Below are 14,376 nucleotides of genomic sequence, written 5' to 3' on the forward strand. Positions count from 1 at the left end.
GCTGGCCGTGGCCGGTTGTGGTGCGGCGGAATCCGGCCACGCGCGGGACGCGGCCCCGCCGGCCGGCCGGCCCTCCTCACCGTCACCCCGGGTGACGTCCGACGCGGACCTGTGCACGGCGATCGTCGGCCACTGGTCGCGCGAGGTGCTCGACGGCGGCACCTACGGCGACTACCAGTCCATGGGGCTGTCCGGCGGCCAGTACGACATCCTGCGCGACGTGGTCGACTCCGCCCGGGCCGCGGAGCGTCAAGGCGCGTCGGACATTGGCCAGTTGATCGACCGTGAGGCGCGCGAGAGGTGCGTCGCGTGGTATCGGGCCGGCGGGCCCGGAGAGGGGCCCTGGCGGTGAGCGGGATCGGCCCCGTCGAGCCGGGAGAGGGGACCCGCGCGCGGGGCGCCTCCCTCGCGCCCCGCGCCCAACGCAGTGCACTGGTCCAGCAGTTCGAGCGCCACCGCGGGGCCGTCCTCGGCGGCCTCCTCGCCGTCGCCGTACTCGCCGGCGGCTTCTCCCTCCACGCCACCCGGCCCCGCCCGCAGCCACCGCCGGAGCCGCTGTTCCCGAACCAGGTGACGTCCATCGAGTACCTGAACTCGCAGGCCACCGAGGCGAACACCGCCCCGCGGAGTTTCACTTTCGATGTGGAGGTGAAGACGGAATCCGGCCCTCCGGTCACTGTCACCCGGATTTCCCAGCCGTACGCGGGACTGTCCGTGACCTCCACCCCGCGCACCCCTTTCCGGACAAATGCAGGCTCCCCCCGCAAGATCACCATCACCATGCGGGTGACGGAATGCGGAAAAGTGCCACGGAACGCCGGACTCCCTTTCCTGGATGTAACGCTGCGTAATACGCGCGCAATGCAGGTGCACAGCTTCATCCTCGGGCACCAGTACGCACAGGACCTCTCCCAGGCCCTGCAAGTAGCCTGCAGCAACGGTTTTCGGTAATCACCAAAACCGCTGATACACCTGAACCACCCCCTCCGAGTCCTGCGGTTTCTCACCATCCGGACAGGGCAAAACGGCGAGAATTCTGCTCTTCCCCCCACTCAGTACCGCTCTGCAATACGTCGTGTCATAACAAGAGCGTCACAGCCTTGGCCAGAGTCTCCTCCGCATTCCCCACCCGCGCTTAGAGTCACCGCCAGTCACCGCGCCGCCCGATTCTCACTTCGGCCCAGCGCTCGACTCGGCCGTTTCCACCGGGAAGCGGCTGTCAGGGGAAAGGACTGGATCGTGCGTCAACGTTCGCTCATCGCCATCACCGCCGCCCTGGCGGCGGGTGCACTCACCCTCACCGCCTGCGGCTCACGCGACGACGACGGCGGCGGCAGCTCGGACTCCGGCAACGGTGGCACCACCGTGGTCATCGGCGTCGACGCGCCGCTGACCGGCGACCTGTCCGCGCTCGGCCTCGGTATCAAGAACTCCGTGGACCTCGCGGCCAAGACCGCCAACAAGGAGAAGTACGTCGAGGGGATCACCTTCAAGATCGAAGCCCTCGACGACCAGGGCCAGGCCTCCGTCGGCCAGCAGAACGCCACCAAGCTCGTCGCCAACGACGACGTCCTCGGCGTCGTCGGCCCGCTGAACTCCTCCGTCGGCGAGTCGATGCAGAAGGTCTTCGACCAGGCCAAGCTGGTCGAGGTCTCCCCGGCCAACACCAACCCCGCCCTCACCCAGGGCGTGGACTGGCAGACCAACAAGGTCCGGCCGTACAAGTCGTACTTCCGTACCGCGACCACGGACGCCATCCAGGGCCCGTTCGCCGCGCAGTACGTCTTCAACGACGCCAAGAAGAAGAAGGTCTTCGTCATCGACGACAAGAAGACCTACGGCGCCGGTCTGGCCGCCACCTTCACCGAGGAGTTCAAGAAGCTCGGCGGCGAGGTGGTCGGGACCGAGCACATCAACCCCGACAGCAAGGACTTCAACGCCGTCGCCACCAAGGTCAAGAACTCCGGCGCCGACGTCGTCTACTACGGCGGTGAATACCCGCAGGCCGGCCCGCTGAGCAAGCAGATCAAGGAAGCCGGGGCCAAGATCCCGCTGGTCGGCGGTGACGGCATCTACAGCGCCGACTTCATCAAGCTGTCCGGCGCCGCCGGCACCGGTGACCTGGCCACCTCCGTCGGCGCGCCCGTCGAGGAGCTCCCCTCCGCCAAGGAATTCGTCGCCAACTACGAGGCCGCCGGATACAACGAGGACTACGAGGCGTACGGCGGCTACTCCTACGACTCGGCCTGGGCGATCATCGAGGCCGTCAAGAAGGTCGTCGAGGACAACGACGGAAAGCTGCCCGACGACGCCCGCTCCAAGGTCGTCGACGCCATGCAGAACGTCTCCTTCGACGGAGTGACCGGCAAGGTCTCCTTCGACGAGTTCGGTGACGCCACCAACAAGCAGCTCACCGTGTACTCCGTCAAGGACGGCGACTGGACCACCGTGAAGTCCGGCACCTTCACCGGCTGACCTCCGCCGGCACCACTTTCACGAGCCGCGCGGGGCGCTGTTCCACTGGCGTCCCGCGCGGACTCGCATCCGGCCCCATCCGTCGAATATTCCGAAAGTCTCGGAGGACATGCGGTGAACGAACTGCCGCAGCAGCTGGTCAACGGCCTGCTACTGGGATCCATGTACGGGCTGATCGCCATCGGCTACACGATGGTCTACGGCATTGTCCAGCTCATCAACTTCGCGCACGGCGAGATCTTCATGGTCGGTGCCTTCGGCGCGCTCACGGTACACATGTACCTCCTGCCCGACGGCACCTCCATCTGGGTGGCCCTGCCACTGATGCTGCTCGGCGCCATGATCGTCTCCGTCGCGGTCGCCATCGGGGCGGAACGGTTCGCCTACCGCCCGCTGCGCGGCGCCCCCCGCCTCGCCCCGCTCATCACCGCCATCGGACTCTCCCTCGCGCTCCAGCAGGCGATCTGGGCCTTCTACCCCAGCGCGAAGTCCAAGCTGCCCTTCCCCCAGATCGAGGGCGGCCCGTTCACCATCGGCGGCGCCACCCTGCAGACCGGTGACATCTTCCTGCTCGTCGCGGCCCCCATCAGCATGGCCTTCCTCGCCTACTTCGTGATGCGCACCCGCACCGGACGCGGCATGCAGGCCACCGCCCAGGACCCGGACACCGCCAAGCTCATGGGCGTCAACACCGACCGCATCATCGTGGTCGCCTTCGCCCTCGGCGCCGTCTTCGCCGCCATCGGAGGCGTCGCCAACGGCCTGAAGTACGGCCAGATCGACTTCAAGATGGGCTTCATCCTCGGCCTCAAGGCCTTCACCGCGGCGGTCCTCGGCGGCATCGGCAACATCTACGGCGCCATGATCGGCGGTGTGGTCCTCGGCGTCGCCGAGACCCTGGCCACCGCCTACATCGCCGACATTCCCGGCCTGGACAAGTTCGGCAGCCAGTCCTGGGCCGACGTCTGGGCCTTCATCCTCCTCATCCTCGTGCTCCTGTTCCGGCCGCAGGGCCTGCTCGGCGAGCGCGTTGCGGACAGGGCGTGACACCGATGACCACACAGACCACCGCTTCGTCCACCGCGGCCACCCCCGCCGCGAGCACCTCCACCGGCCTCATCGGCATCCCCCCGCACATCGGCCGCGCCCTCGCCACCGGCGGCAGCGCCCTCGCCGTCGTCTCCACCTTCCTGGCATGGACCTGGACCGCCGAGTTCCCGGGCGACCTCACCGTCTACGGCTACCCCGGCGGACTCCAGGTGCTCGTCCTCGTGGGCGGCCTGCTCGCCACGCTGTTCGCCCTCGCCTCCTACGGCGTCAAGGGACTGCGCTGGCTCACTCCGGCCGGCGCCGACGCGGCCGTGAAGTACGCCGCACTCGGCACCTTCGCCACCGCCTGGTACACCATCCTCGCGATCAGCTTCCAGCTCGGCGGCCTGGTCAACCTGGAACCCGGCGGCTACGTCGCAGCGGCGGCCACGCTCATAGCCGTCCTCGGCGCCCTCGCGCTCCCCTTCGAGCGGCCCGAACCCGACCCCTTCGACCCGGACGACACCGGCTGGGAGCGGTTCAAGCACGGTGCCGGCCACGCCTGGGCCACCCTGCGGGCGGCGTTCGCCTCCGGCAGCCCGCGCCCCGTGCGCGCCCTGCCGTCCTACGTCGAGATCCTGATCATCGTCGGCGTCCTGGCCCTTGCCCTGGTCGTCTTCACCTACGGCATCGGCACCGAGTACGACGAACTCTTCGTCGGCTTCCTGATCACCGCCGGCTTCGGCTTCAGCGCGCTCAACCGCTCCGGCCTGATCAACCACGCCTCGCAGATCACCGCACGGCACACGAACATCACCGTCTGCGGCGCCTTCATCGCGGCGGCCTGCTTCCCCTTCACCCAGACCGACGACCAGTACGCCACCCTCGGCGTCTACATCCTCATCTTCGCCACCGTCGCTCTGGGTCTGAACATCGTCGTCGGCCTGGCCGGCCTGCTCGACCTCGGATACGTCGCCTTCCTCGGTGTCGGCGCCTACGCGGCCGCGCTCGTCTCCGGCTCGCCCAGCTCGCCCTTCGGCGTCCACTTCCCCTTCTGGGCCGCCGTGCTCGTCGGGGCCGTGGCCTCCCTCGTCTTCGGCGTCCTCATCGGCGCCCCGACGCTGCGGCTGCGCGGCGACTACCTCGCCATCGTCACCCTCGGCTTCGGTGAGATCTTCCGGATCGCGGCCAACAACACCGACGGCACCTCCGGTCCCGACCTGACCAACGGCTCCAACGGCATCGCGTCCATCCCGGACCTGAAGATCCTCGGCTTCGACCTCGGCGTCTCGCACGACATCGCCGGCTTCACCATCGGCCGGTTCGCCAACTACTTCTTCCTGATGCTGCTCATCACGGCCGTCGTCGTGCTCGTCTTCCGGCGCAGCGGCGACTCCCGTATCGGCCGTGCCTGGGTCGCCATCCGCGAGGACGAGACGGCGGCCGAGGCCATGGGCATCCACGGCTTCCGGGTCAAGCTCATCGCCTTCGCGGTCGGCGCCACCCTCGCCGGCCTCGCCGGAACCGTCCAGGCACACGTCACCTACACCGTGACCCCCGAGCAGTACCTGTTCGCCGGCACCACCCCGCCCAACTCGGCCTTCCTGCTCGCCGCGGTCGTCCTCGGCGGCATGGGCACCATCGCCGGTCCCCTCATCGGAGCCGCGCTGCTCTTCCTGATCCCCAACAAGCTCCAGTTCCTGGGCGACTTCCAGCTCCTCGCCTTCGGTCTCGCACTCGTCCTGCTGATGCGTTTCCGTCCCGAGGGCCTGATCCCCAACCGGCGCCGCCAGCTGGAGTTCCACGAAGAGGCCGAAGCGCCCACCGTCCTGAGCAAGACAGGGGCCTGACCACCATGACCACCGACACCACCACCAAGGACACCACCCCGGGCGCACCCGCCCCCGGCGCCACCGTCCTCGACGCGCGCGGCGTCACCATGCGCTTCGGCGGCCTCACCGCCGTCCGCGACGTCGACCTCACCGTCCACAGCGGCGAGATCGTCGGTCTCATCGGCCCCAACGGCGCCGGCAAGACCACGTTCTTCAACTGCCTCACGGGCCTCTACACCCCCACCGAGGGCGAGGTCCGCTACAAGGACAAGGTCCTGCCGCCCAAGTCCTTCAAGGTCACCGCCGCCGGCATCGCCCGGACGTTCCAGAACATCCGGCTCTTCGCCAACATGACCGTCCTGGAGAACGTCCTCGTCGGCCGCCACACCCGCACCAAGGAGGGCTTCTGGTCGGCCGTCCTGCGCGGGCCCGGCTTCCACCGGGCCGAGGCCGCCTCCCGGGAACGCGCCATGGAACTCCTGGAGTTCGTCGGCCTCGACGCCAAGGCCGACCATCTGGCGCGCAACCTCCCCTACGGTGAGCAGCGCAAGCTCGAGATCGCCCGCGCCCTCGCGAGCGAGCCCGGCCTGCTGCTCCTCGACGAGCCCACCGCCGGCATGAACCCCCAGGAGACCCGGGCGGCGGAGGAACTCATCTTCGCCATCCGCGACCAGGGCATCGCCGTCCTCGTGATCGAGCACGACATGCGGTTCATCTTCAACCTCTGCGACCGCGTCGCCGTCCTCGTCCAGGGCCAGAAGCTCGTCGAGGGCGACCCGGCCACCGTCCAGGGCGACGAGCGCGTCATCGCCGCCTACATCGGTGAGCCCATGGAGAACGACCCGGGCGCCGCGGAGGCCGCCGAGGTCGAAGCCGCCGAGGCCGCGGCCGCTGCCGAGACGGAAGCGGAAGCAGAGGCAGACGCAGAGGCGGAAGCAGAGGCGGAGGCCACCACGGACGCCGCGCCCGGCAAGGAGAACGACCGATGACCGCACTCCTCGAAGTCGAGGACCTCAAAGTCGCCTACGGCAAGATCCAGGCCGTCAAGGGCATCTCGTTCAGCGTGGACGCCGGCGAGGTGGTCACCCTCATCGGCACCAACGGCGCCGGCAAGACCACCACCCTGCGCACGCTCTCGGGGCTGCTCAAGCCCGTCGGCGGCCAGATCAAGTTCGAGGGCAGGTCGCTCAAGAAGATCCCCGCCCACAAGATCGTCTCGCTCGGGCTCGCCCACTCCCCCGAGGGGCGGCACATCTTCCCCCGCATGACGATCGAGGACAACCTCCGGCTCGGCGCCTTCCTCCGCACCGACAGGGCGGGCATCGAGAAGGACATCCGGCGCGCCTACGACCTCTTCCCCATCCTCGGGGAACGCCGCAAGCAGGCCGCCGGCACCCTCTCCGGCGGTGAGCAGCAGATGCTCGCCATGGGCAGGGCGCTGATGTCCCAGCCGAAGCTGCTCATGCTCGACGAACCCTCCATGGGGCTCTCGCCGATCATGATGCAGAAGATCATGGCGACCATCGCCGAACTGAAGTCCCAGGGCACCACCATCCTGCTCGTCGAGCAGAACGCCCAGGCGGCCCTGTCCCTGGCCGACCACGGTCACGTCATGGAGGTCGGCAACATCGTCCTCTCCGGCACCGGACGGGACCTCCTGCACGACGAGTCGGTCCGCAAGGCGTACCTCGGCGAGGACTGAGGCACTCCACGGCAGAGGCCCGCGCCCCCTTGTCGACGGGGAGCGCGGGCCTCTGCCGTACGGGTCCTAGCCCTTCGACGCCTTCTTCTCCTCGGCGTCGTCGATGACCGCCTGCGCCACCTGCTGCATCGACATCCGCCGGTCCATGGAGGTCTTCTGGATCCACCGGAACGCGGCCGGCTCCGACAGCCCGTACTGCGTCTGCAGCACCGACTTCGCGCGGTCCACCAGCTTGCGCGTCTCCAGCCGCAGACTCAGGTCCGCGACCTCGCGCTCCAGCTCCTTCAGCTCCGTGAACCGGGACACCGCCATCTCGATGGCCGGCACCACGTCGCTCTTGCTGAACGGCTTCACCAGGTACGCCATCGCGCCGGCGTCCCGTGCCCGCTCCACGAGGTCGCGCTGCGAGAACGCGGTCAGCATCAGCACCGGGGCGATGCTCTCCTCGGCGATCTTCTCGGCCGCCGAGATGCCGTCCAGCTTCGGCATCTTCACATCGAGGATCACCAGGTCGGGCCGGTGCTCGCGCGCCAGCTCCACGGCCTGCTCACCGTCACCGGCCTCCCCGACGACGGTGTACCCCTCCTCCTCCAGCATCTCTTTGAGATCGAGCCGGATCAGGGCCTCGTCCTCGGCGATGACGACGCGCGTCGTCATCGGAGGTACGTGCGACTTGTCGTCGTCGGGCACGTCTACGGGCTGGGGCGACTCGGGGGCGCTCACGTGGGCTCCTTGGTGCGGGGCAGGCCGGTACTGCTGACAAGAGCGTACCCAGCTGCGATAAGGTGGGGACACGGCGGGTAACCGTCGACCTTCGTTTTGTAGGGCGCCCCGGTAGCCCAGCGGTAGAGGCAATGGTCTCAAACACCATCCAGCGTCGGTTCGAATCCGACCCGGGGTACTTTTCCTCTGAATTCAAGGTCACCATTTGAGAGCGGATGTTCACCTTTCGGGTGAACATCCGCTTTTGTCGTGTGTCACACGTGAGAGCTGTTCGGCGCCCCCTGTGGGGGGCTGTCGTCCTCGCCGATGTGGTGGACGCGGACCAGGTTCGTGGAGCCCGGGACCCCCGGCGGGGAGCCGGCCGTGATGACGACGGTGTCGCCCTTCGCGCAGCGGGCGTAGCCGATGAGCAGGTCGTCGACCTGGTCGACCATCGCGTCCGTGGTGTTCACATGGGGGCCGAGGAAGGTCTCCACGCCCCAGGTGAGGCTGAGTTGCGAGCGGGTGGCCGGATCCGGGGTGAAGGCGAGGACCGGGATCGGGGAGCGGTAGCGGGACAGGCGGCGGGCGGTGTCGCCGGACTGGGTGAAGGCGACCAGGAACCTGGCGCCGAGGAAGTCGCCCATCTCGGCCGCCGCGCGGGCGACCGCTCCGCCCTGGGTGCGGGGCTTGTTGCGTTCGGTGAGCGGCGGCAGTCCCTTGGCGAGGATGTCCTCCTCGGCGGCTTCCACGATGCGCGCCATGGTGCGGACGGTGTCGACGGCGTGCTTGCCGACGCTGGTCTCGCCGGAGAGCATGACGGCGTCGGTGCCGTCGATGACGGCGTTGGCCACGTCGGAGGCCTCGGCGCGGGTGGGGCGGGCGTTGTCGATCATCGAGTCGAGCATCTGGGTGGCGACGATGACCGGCTTGGCGTTGCGCTTGGCGAGCTTGATGGCGCGCTTCTGCACGATGGGCACCTGCTCCAGGGGCATCTCCACGCCCAGGTCCCCGCGGGCGACCATGATGCCGTCGAAGGCCGCCACGATGTCGTCGATGTTCTCGACGGCCTGGGGCTTCTCGACCTTGGCGATGACGGGGAGGCGGCGGCCCTCCTCGTCCATGATGCGGTGCACGTCCCTGATGTCGCGTCCGCTGCGGACGAAGGAGAGGGCGACGACGTCGAAGCCGGTGCGCACGGCCCAGCGCAGGTCGTCCTCGTCCTTCTTGGAGAGGGCGGGGACGGAGACGGCGACACCGGGGAGGTTGAGGCCCTTGTGGTCGGAGACCACGCCTCCCTCGACGACGGTGGTGCGGACGCGGGGGCCGTCGACGGCGGTGACCTCGAGGGTGACCTTGCCGTCGTCGACGAGGACGCGCTCGCCGGGGGTGACGTCGGCGGCGAGCCCCGCGTAGGTGGTGCCGCAGCCGTGGCGGTCGCCTTCGGCGCCCTCCTCGACGGTGATGGTGAAGGTGTCGCCGCGTTCGAGGAGTACGGGACCTTCGGTGAAGCGGCCGAGCCGGATCTTCGGGCCTTGAAGATCGGCGAGGAGGCCGACACTGCGGCCCGTTTCGTCGGCGGCCTTCCGCACCCGGCGGTAGCGCTCCTCGTGCTCGGCGTGCCCGCCGTGGCTGAGGTTGAGGCGGGCCACGTCCATTCCGGCGTCGACCAGTGCTTTGATCTGGTCGTACGAGTCGGTGGCGGGGCCCAGTGTGCAGACGATTTTCGCTCGGCGCATGTTTCGACCCTAGGGCTTACCGATGGGTAGCGAATTGGTTGCATGTGACGACTCAACGGCCGGTCGATGAAAGGCTCTTGACAGGTGTTGAATTGTGCGCCGGGCCGCTCCGATGAGCGTGCGCGGCGCGCGCCGGCCGTGGAATGGGGGCTCGACGGACGGGCGGTCACCGGATCGCAACCCGCGGGGTCTGTTCCGGTCGACGTGTTCAGGTCAGAATCATCGGGCTCATCTACGCGCGTTGTTCGTCCTGGTGCGAGGAGAACCTGACATGCCGCTGAACCGCCGGAAGTTCCTCAAGAGGTCCGCCGTGACGGGAGCGGGGGTGACACTGGCGGGTGCGGCGGCCGCTCCCGCCGCCGGAGCGGCCGGGACGGGACGGGGGAGGAAGCGGGTGAAGCGGTACGCGCTGACCGTGCTGGGGACGACCGATCTGCACGGGCACGTCTTCAACTGGGACTACTTCAAGGACGCCGCGTACACGGACGCGGCCGGCAACGCGCAGGGGCTGGCCCGGGTGTCGACGCTGGTGAACCAGGTCCGTGCGGAGAAGGGCCGGAGCAACACCCTGCTGCTGGACGCGGGCGACACGATCCAGGGCACCCCGCTGACGTACTACTACGCGAAGGTGGACCCGATCACCGCCGAGGGCGGTCCGGTGCATCCGATGGCGCAGGCGATGAACGCGATCGGGTACGACGCGGTGGCGCTCGGCAACCACGAGTTCAACTACGGCATCGAGACGCTGCGAAAATTCGAGGAGCAGTGCGATTTCCCGCTGCTGGGTGCGAACGCGCTGGACGCGAAGACGCTGAAGCCGGCCTTTCCCCCGTACTTCATCAAGACGTTCCGGGTGAAGGGCGCTCCCCCGGTGAAGGTGGCGGTTCTCGGGCTGACGAACCCCGGTATCGCGATCTGGGACAAGGCGTACGTGCAGGGGAAGCTGACGTTCCCGGGCCTGGAGGAGCAGGCGGCGCGGTGGGTGCCGAAGCTGCGGTCGATGGGCGCGGACGTGGTCGTGGTGTCGGCGCACTCGGGCTCCTCGGGCACGTCGTCGTACGGTGACCAGGTGCCGTACGTGGAGAACGCGGCGGCGAACGTGGCGCGGCAGGTGCCGGGGATCGACGCGATCCTGGTCGGGCACGCCCATGTGGAGATCCCGGAGCTGCGGGTCACCAACGAGGAGACCGGCAGGGACGTCGTGCTGTCGGAGCCGCTGTGCTACGCGGAGCGGCTGTCGCTGTTCGACTTCGAGCTGGTTTTCGAGCGGGGCCGCTGGCGGGTGGAGTCGGTGAGGGCGTCGCTGCGGGACGCGGCGACGGTGGAGGACGACCCGGAGATCACCCGGCTGCTGGGCGACGAGCACGCGCAGGTGGTGAAGTACGTCAACCAGGTGGTGGGGTCGGCGACCGAGACACTGACGACGGTGGAGGCGCGGTACAAGGACGCCCCGATCATCGACCTGATCGGCAAGGTGCAGGAGGACGTGGTCCGGGCGGCCCTCGCGGGCACCGAGTACGCCTCGCTGCCCGTGCTGTCGCAGGCGTCGCCGTTCTCCCGGACCTCCGAGATCCCGGCGGGCGAGGTGACGATCCGGGACCTGTCGAGCCTGTACGTGTACGACAACACGCTGGTGGCGAAGCTGATGACGGGGGCGCAGGTCCGGGCGTACCTGGAGTACTCGGCGGAGTACTTCGCGCAGACGGCCGCCGGTGCGCCGGTGGACGTCGGCCGGCTGACGAACGCGGGCGGCCGTCCGGACTACAACTACGACTACGTCTCGGGGATCCGGTACGAGATCGACATCGCGCGGCCGGCCGGTTCGCGGATCCGGAACGTCACGTACCAGGGTGCCCCGCTCGACGACGACGGGCAGTTCGTGCTCGCCGTGAACAACTACCGGGCGAACGGCGGCGGCGCGTTCCCGCACGTGGCGTCGGCGAAGGAGCTGTGGGCGGAGTCGACGGAGATCCGGACCCGGATCGCGGAGTGGGTGACGGAGAAGGGGGTGCTGGACCCGGCGGACTTCGCCTCGGTGGGCTGGCGGCTGACCCGGGACGGTACGCCGGTGTTCTGACCGCCGTCGCGTCGTCGCGGGTGACTCAGGTCCCGTCCGCCAGTGGGGTGAGCCGTGCGGCTTGCCGGGCGGGCGGGATCTGCCGTGTCCGGGGGTGGAGGCCGAAGGTGGTGAAGGCGGTGCGGGCGGGGAGGGGGTAGACGGGCCGGCCGGTGAGGTGGTTGAGGATCGTGGCGCCGCGCCAGGCGGCGAGCCCGAGGTCGGGGGTGCCGACGCCGTGGGTGTGGAGTTCGGCGTTCTGGACGTAGACGCTGCCGGTGACGCAGCGGTCGAGACCGAGGCGGAAGTGCGCGTCGACGCGGGGCCGGCCGGAGCGGTCGCGGCGCAGGTGGGGTTCCAGGGGGCCGAGGAGCCGCTCCAGGGGGCGGGCGCGGTGGCCGGTGGCGAGGACGACGGCGTCGGTGGTGAGGCGGGCGCGGGTCTGCTGGTGGGTGTGTTCGAGGTGGAGTTCGATCCTCGCGCGGGCGGTGCGGCGGGCGGCGCGGACGTGGACGGCGGGGGTGAGGACGGTGTCGGGCCAGCCGCCGTGCAGGGTGCGCCGGTAGAGCTCGTCGTGGATGGCGGCGAGGGTGGCGGCGTCGACGCCCTTGTGGAGTTGCCACTGTGCGGGGACGAGCCGGTCGCGGACGGGTTCGGGGAGGGCGTGGAAGTAGCGGGTGTGGTCGGGGGTGAAGTGTTCGAGGCCGAGTTTGGAGTACTCCATGGGGGCGAACGCCTCGGTTCGGCCGATCCAGTGCAGCCGCTCGCGGCCGGCGGGCCGGCGGCGCAGCAGGTCGAGGTAGATCTCGGCGCCGGACTGTCCGGTGCCGATGACGGTGATGTGGTCCGCGGCGAGGAGCGTGTCGCGGTGGGTGAGGTAGTCGTCGGCGTGCACGACGGGAAGGCCGGGGGTGCCGGCGAGGGGGCGCAGGGGTTCGGGCGTCCAGGGTTCGGTGCCGATGCCGAGGACGATGTTGCGGGCCTGGACGCGGCCGGTGGCGGCGGTGCGTCCGTCGGGGTCGAGCCGGGTGAACTCGGCCTCGAACAGGGCGCGTCGGGCGTTCCAGCGGACGGTGTCGACGTGGTGGCCGAAGCGGAGTGCGGGGAGGTGGTCCGCGACCCAGCGGCAGTAGGCGTCGTACTCGGTGCGGCGGATGTGGAAGTGCTCGGCGAAGTAGAAGGGGTAGAGGCGTTCGCGGGCTCTGAGGTGGTTGAGGAAGGTCCAGCGGCTGGTGGGGTCGGCGAGGGTGACCAGGTCGGCGAGGAAGGGGACCTGGACGGTGACGTCGTCGAGGAGCAGCCCCGGGTGCCAGCTGAACCGGGGGCTGCGGTCGTAGAAGGCGGTGCGCAGGGTGGGGAGGGGGTCGGCGAGGGCGGCGAGGGAGAGGTTGAACGGGCCGATGCCGATGCCGAGGAGGTCGAGCGGGGTGGGGGGCGTCATCGGGGTCCTTCCGCGTGTGCCTGGTGGACGAGGGTGAGGAGGCCCGCCAGGTCGTCGGGGCGGGTGGCGGGGTTGAGGAGGGTGGCCTTGAGCCAGAGCCGGCCGTCGGCGCGGGCGCGTCCGAGGACGGCGCGGCCGGTGGTGAGGAGGTGCCGGCGCAGTGCCGCGACGCCGGTGTCGTCGGCGTGGGCGGGCCGGAAGAGGACGGTGCTGATGACGGGCCGGTCGTGGAGGTCGAAGCGGGGGTCGTCGTCGAGGAGCCGGGCGAACTCCCCGGCCAGGGCGCAGACCTGGTCGACGAGGGCGCCGAGGCCGGTGCGGCCGAGGGTCTTGAGGGTGACGGCGATCTTGAGGACGTCGGGGCGCCTGGTGGTGCGCAGGGAGCGGCCGAGGAGGTCGGGGAGTCCGGCGTCGGTGTCGTCGTCGGCGTTGAGGTAGTCGGTGTGGTGGTGCAGGGCCGTGAGGTCCTGCGGGTCGCGGACGGTGAGGAGTCCGGCGGGGACCGGCTGCCAGCCGAGTTTGTGCAGGTCGAGGGCGATGGTGTGGGCGGCGTCGAGGCCGGCGAGCCGGGGCCGGTGGAGGTCGCTGAAGAGGAGGGGCCCGCCGTAGGCGGCGTCGATGTGGAGGCGGGCGCCGTGGGCGGCGCAGCGGGCGGCGATCTCGGGCAGGGGGTCGATGAGGCCGGCGTCGGTGGTGCCGGCGGTGGCGGCGACGAGGTGGGGGCCCGGCAGGTGGGTGAGGGCGTCGTCGAGGGCGGCGGGGTCGAGGGTGCCGGCGGGGGCGGGGATCTCGACGGGGTCGGGCAGGCCGAGCAGCCAGGCGGCGCGGGGCAGGGAGTGGTGGGCGCCGGCGGCGTGCACCAGCCGTACGCCGGCGCCGTGCGTCTCGCGGGCGAGGAGGAGGGCGAGCTGGTTGGCCTCGGTGCCGCCGGTGGTGACGAGACCGTCGGCGTGGCCGGCCTCACGGGCGAGGGCGCGGGTGACGAGGGTTTCCAGGGCGGAGGCGGCCGGGGCCTGGTCCCAGGAGTCCAGGGAGGGGTTGAGGACGCTCGCGGCGAGGTCGGCGGCGGCCGCGACGGCGAGCGGCGGGCAGTGCAGATGGGCGGCGCACCAGGGGTGCGCGGGGTCGGCGGCGCCCTCGGCGAGCGCGTGGACGACGGTGTGCAGGGCGCCGGGGTCGCCCCGGTCGGGCAGGACCTCCCCCACGGCGTCGCGGACCAGGGCGGCGACGGCGTCCGGCCCCCCGGCGGGCAGCGGCCCTCCGCGTGCCTGTCCGCCGCTGTGCAGGGCGTCGAGGACGGTGTCGAGCAAGGGCCGTAGGTGACCGGGTCCCCGGGGGCCCGAGGCGAGGGGCGGCGGCGTGCTCATGGCTGTCCTCCGGGGCGGTGCGCGGGAGGGCTC

General features: G+C 70.1%; 12 protein-coding genes and 1 tRNA gene. 9 read left to right on the plus strand and 4 right to left on the minus strand.

Annotation, left to right across the window (positions count from 1 at the left end; all coding sequences use genetic code 11):
- Window positions 1–91: 91 nt before the first annotated feature.
- The 7 genes from ACZ434_RS17910 (at window position 92) to ACZ434_RS17940 (ending at window position 7,038) form a co-directional block, all read left to right on the plus strand.
- Entirely contained in the window at window positions 92–352 is a 261-nt protein-coding gene (locus ACZ434_RS17910; protein ID WP_468456776.1) for a hypothetical protein, read from the plus strand.
- Window positions 349–951, plus strand: coding sequence for a Tat pathway signal sequence domain protein (locus ACZ434_RS17915; protein ID WP_468456778.1), 603 nt, complete (start codon window positions 349–351; stop codon window positions 949–951). Before ACZ434_RS17910 ends, ACZ434_RS17915 begins: the two co-directional genes overlap by 4 nt.
- A 288-nt stretch (window positions 952–1,239) precedes the next feature.
- On the plus strand, window positions 1,240–2,475 hold the full coding sequence (locus tag ACZ434_RS17920; RefSeq protein ID WP_468456780.1) for a branched-chain amino acid ABC transporter substrate-binding protein: 1,236 nt from the start codon (window positions 1,240–1,242) through the stop codon (window positions 2,473–2,475).
- 114 nt (window positions 2,476–2,589) lie between these two features.
- Window positions 2,590–3,522, plus strand: a complete 933-nt coding sequence (locus ACZ434_RS17925) for a branched-chain amino acid ABC transporter permease (RefSeq protein WP_468456782.1) — start codon at window positions 2,590–2,592, stop codon at window positions 3,520–3,522.
- 5 nt (window positions 3,523–3,527) lie between these two features.
- Complete coding sequence (locus ACZ434_RS17930) at window positions 3,528–5,354, plus strand: branched-chain amino acid ABC transporter permease (RefSeq protein ID WP_468456784.1); 1,827 nt, start codon at window positions 3,528–3,530, stop codon at window positions 5,352–5,354.
- 5 nt (window positions 5,355–5,359) lie between these two features.
- Window positions 5,360–6,325 carry an ABC transporter ATP-binding protein gene (locus ACZ434_RS17935; RefSeq protein ID WP_468456786.1) on the plus strand — a complete coding sequence of 322 codons (966 nt, stop codon included), beginning with the start codon at window positions 5,360–5,362 and terminating at the stop codon, window positions 6,323–6,325.
- A complete protein-coding gene (locus ACZ434_RS17940) occupies window positions 6,322–7,038 on the plus strand; it encodes an ABC transporter ATP-binding protein (protein WP_468456788.1) in 717 nt (238 codons plus the stop codon). Before ACZ434_RS17935 ends, ACZ434_RS17940 begins: the two co-directional genes overlap by 4 nt.
- 66 nt (window positions 7,039–7,104) lie before the next feature.
- Here ACZ434_RS17940 and ACZ434_RS17945 read toward each other — a convergent pair whose 3' ends face one another.
- Window positions 7,105–7,761 carry an ANTAR domain-containing response regulator gene (locus ACZ434_RS17945; protein WP_392038189.1) on the minus strand — a complete coding sequence of 219 codons (657 nt, stop codon included), beginning with the start codon at window positions 7,759–7,761 and terminating at the stop codon, window positions 7,105–7,107.
- A 105-nt stretch (window positions 7,762–7,866) separates the two neighbouring features.
- Here ACZ434_RS17945 and ACZ434_RS17950 point away from each other — a divergent pair.
- Window positions 7,867–7,939 (plus strand) — tRNA-Leu (locus ACZ434_RS17950).
- A 76-nt stretch (window positions 7,940–8,015) separates the two neighbouring features.
- Here the strand turns inward: ACZ434_RS17950 and pyk are convergent.
- On the minus strand, window positions 8,016–9,479 hold the full coding sequence (gene pyk / locus ACZ434_RS17955; RefSeq protein ID WP_468456790.1) for a pyruvate kinase: 1,464 nt from the start codon (window positions 9,477–9,479) through the stop codon (window positions 8,016–8,018).
- A 271-nt stretch (window positions 9,480–9,750) separates the two neighbouring features.
- Here pyk and ACZ434_RS17960 point away from each other — a divergent pair, with 271 nt between their 5' ends.
- Window positions 9,751–11,556 carry a bifunctional metallophosphatase/5'-nucleotidase gene (locus ACZ434_RS17960; RefSeq protein ID WP_468456792.1) on the plus strand — a complete coding sequence of 602 codons (1,806 nt, stop codon included), beginning with the start codon at window positions 9,751–9,753 and terminating at the stop codon, window positions 11,554–11,556.
- A gap of 25 nt (window positions 11,557–11,581) precedes the next feature.
- On the opposite strand, the gene ACZ434_RS17965 is transcribed toward ACZ434_RS17960, so the two are convergent.
- Window positions 11,582–12,976, minus strand: coding sequence for a lysine N(6)-hydroxylase/L-ornithine N(5)-oxygenase family protein (locus ACZ434_RS17965; RefSeq protein ID WP_468456794.1), 1,395 nt, complete (start codon window positions 12,974–12,976; stop codon window positions 11,582–11,584).
- On the minus strand, window positions 12,973–14,343 hold the full coding sequence (locus ACZ434_RS17970; RefSeq protein WP_468456796.1) for a pyridoxal phosphate-dependent decarboxylase family protein: 1,371 nt from the start codon (window positions 14,341–14,343) through the stop codon (window positions 12,973–12,975). The genes ACZ434_RS17965 and ACZ434_RS17970 overlap by 4 nt, the downstream gene beginning before the upstream one ends.
- Window positions 14,344–14,376: the final 33 nt, after the last annotated feature.

The sequence above is a fragment of the Streptomyces sp. NPDC030893 genome, assembly GCF_055571535.1.

Bases quoted from the DNA above. Each gene is read 5' to 3' on its own strand.
- ACZ434_RS17930 (WP_468456784.1), top strand. From the start codon at position 3,528: ATGACCACACAGACCACCGCTTCGTCCACCGCGGCCACCCCCGCCGCG.
- ACZ434_RS17935 (WP_468456786.1), top strand. From the start codon at position 5,360: ATGACCACCGACACCACCACCAAGGACACCACCCCGGGCGCACCCGCC.
- ACZ434_RS17940 (WP_468456788.1), top strand. From the start codon at position 6,322: ATGACCGCACTCCTCGAAGTCGAGGACCTCAAAGTCGCCTACGGCAAG.
- pyk (WP_468456790.1), bottom strand. From the start codon at position 9,479: ATGCGCCGAGCGAAAATCGTCTGCACACTGGGCCCCGCCACCGACTCG.
- ACZ434_RS17960 (WP_468456792.1), top strand. From the start codon at position 9,751: ATGCCGCTGAACCGCCGGAAGTTCCTCAAGAGGTCCGCCGTGACGGGA.
- ACZ434_RS17965 (WP_468456794.1), bottom strand. From the start codon at position 12,976: ATGACGCCCCCCACCCCGCTCGACCTCCTCGGCATCGGCATCGGCCCG.
- ACZ434_RS17970 (WP_468456796.1), bottom strand. From the start codon at position 14,343: ATGAGCACGCCGCCGCCCCTCGCCTCGGGCCCCCGGGGACCCGGTCAC.